2 protein-coding genes are annotated in these 960 nt (G+C 46.9%); both read right to left on the bottom strand.

Features of this window, described 5'->3' with window-relative positions:
• On the bottom strand, positions 1–615 hold a 615-nt coding region (locus tag ACTQ53_RS17495; protein ID WP_441934586.1), incomplete at its 3' end, for a hypothetical protein.
• Between the two features lie 161 nt (positions 616–776).
• Positions 777–960: sigma factor-like helix-turn-helix DNA-binding protein (locus ACTQ53_RS17490; protein WP_441934584.1), on the bottom strand; the 184-nt coding region annotated here is incomplete at its 5' end.

The raw sequence follows: 960 nt of genomic DNA, 5'->3' as shown, positions 1-960 counted from the left end.
CTGGAGATGGAAATGCCCGGCTATAGGAGTCAGTATATTCTGAAGCTCAGCGTTTTCGTAAACCAATGGGAACTGGGCAAGACTTGCAGAATCTGTCTTTTCTTCTATGTTGGATTTCTGAGGAGCAGAAACCTGCTGGATAGAATCCTTATGGGTTGACACGAGTTCGGTATTGTTCTTATCTGATGCCTGATGAGAACGGGTTACCAGATGAATGGCAGCAAAGGTGATGCCGGAAACGACAAGGACGGCTGCAACGGCAGCCACCTTTCTCATCGGGCTCCAGAGAGGAAACAACTTGGCGGTTTGCTGGGTTTTTGCATTCTGACTCATCTCTTCTTTCTGCTGCTTTTCTTTCAGCTTCATCTCGTCTTTCAGCTTCTCCCATTCTGCATCAATCGAAGGCATCTTCATCCCTTCCTTCGGCTTGGCGAAATCCAGAGACTGTCGGGTCTCTACCAACTGCTGATAGAGTTCGTTCACTTCCTCATCGCCCAGGAGTTCATCCTTTTGGGTTTCGGAATACTTTTCAGGATGCTCCAGGAGATCGAGGAGCATATCCCATTTCTGAGAATCCATCTTCTGAGGATTTATGTCAGATAATTCATGTTTCATTTTCTTTTCCTTTCTTCATTTTAGGGTTATTGTATAAGCGGATTGCAAATCCGCAAAATAAAGAGGTCGAACCTTTTTTAACGACGGATTGCAAATCCGTCGGAACACCTGGCGGAGGACTTTCTTGCGGCAAAGACTATCTTGTCGGAACGACTGGCGGATTATTTTCCATTCAACTTTTCTCTGAGCGTTCGCAAACCTTTCACGATATGCTTGTTCACAGCCGAGATACTGATGCCCAGTTCATCCGCCGTATCCTTATACGACATTCCTTCCCGATAGCACAATCGGATGACGGAAGCTGTCTGGTCGGTCAGGTCATGGTCGATGCAATCCACGGCAGCC

This window comes from Prevotella sp. Sow4_E9_plate (assembly GCF_052116205.1).
GTDB lineage: Bacteria > Bacteroidota > Bacteroidia > Bacteroidales > Bacteroidaceae > Prevotella.
This window is presented reverse-complemented; position numbering and strand designations above follow the sequence as displayed.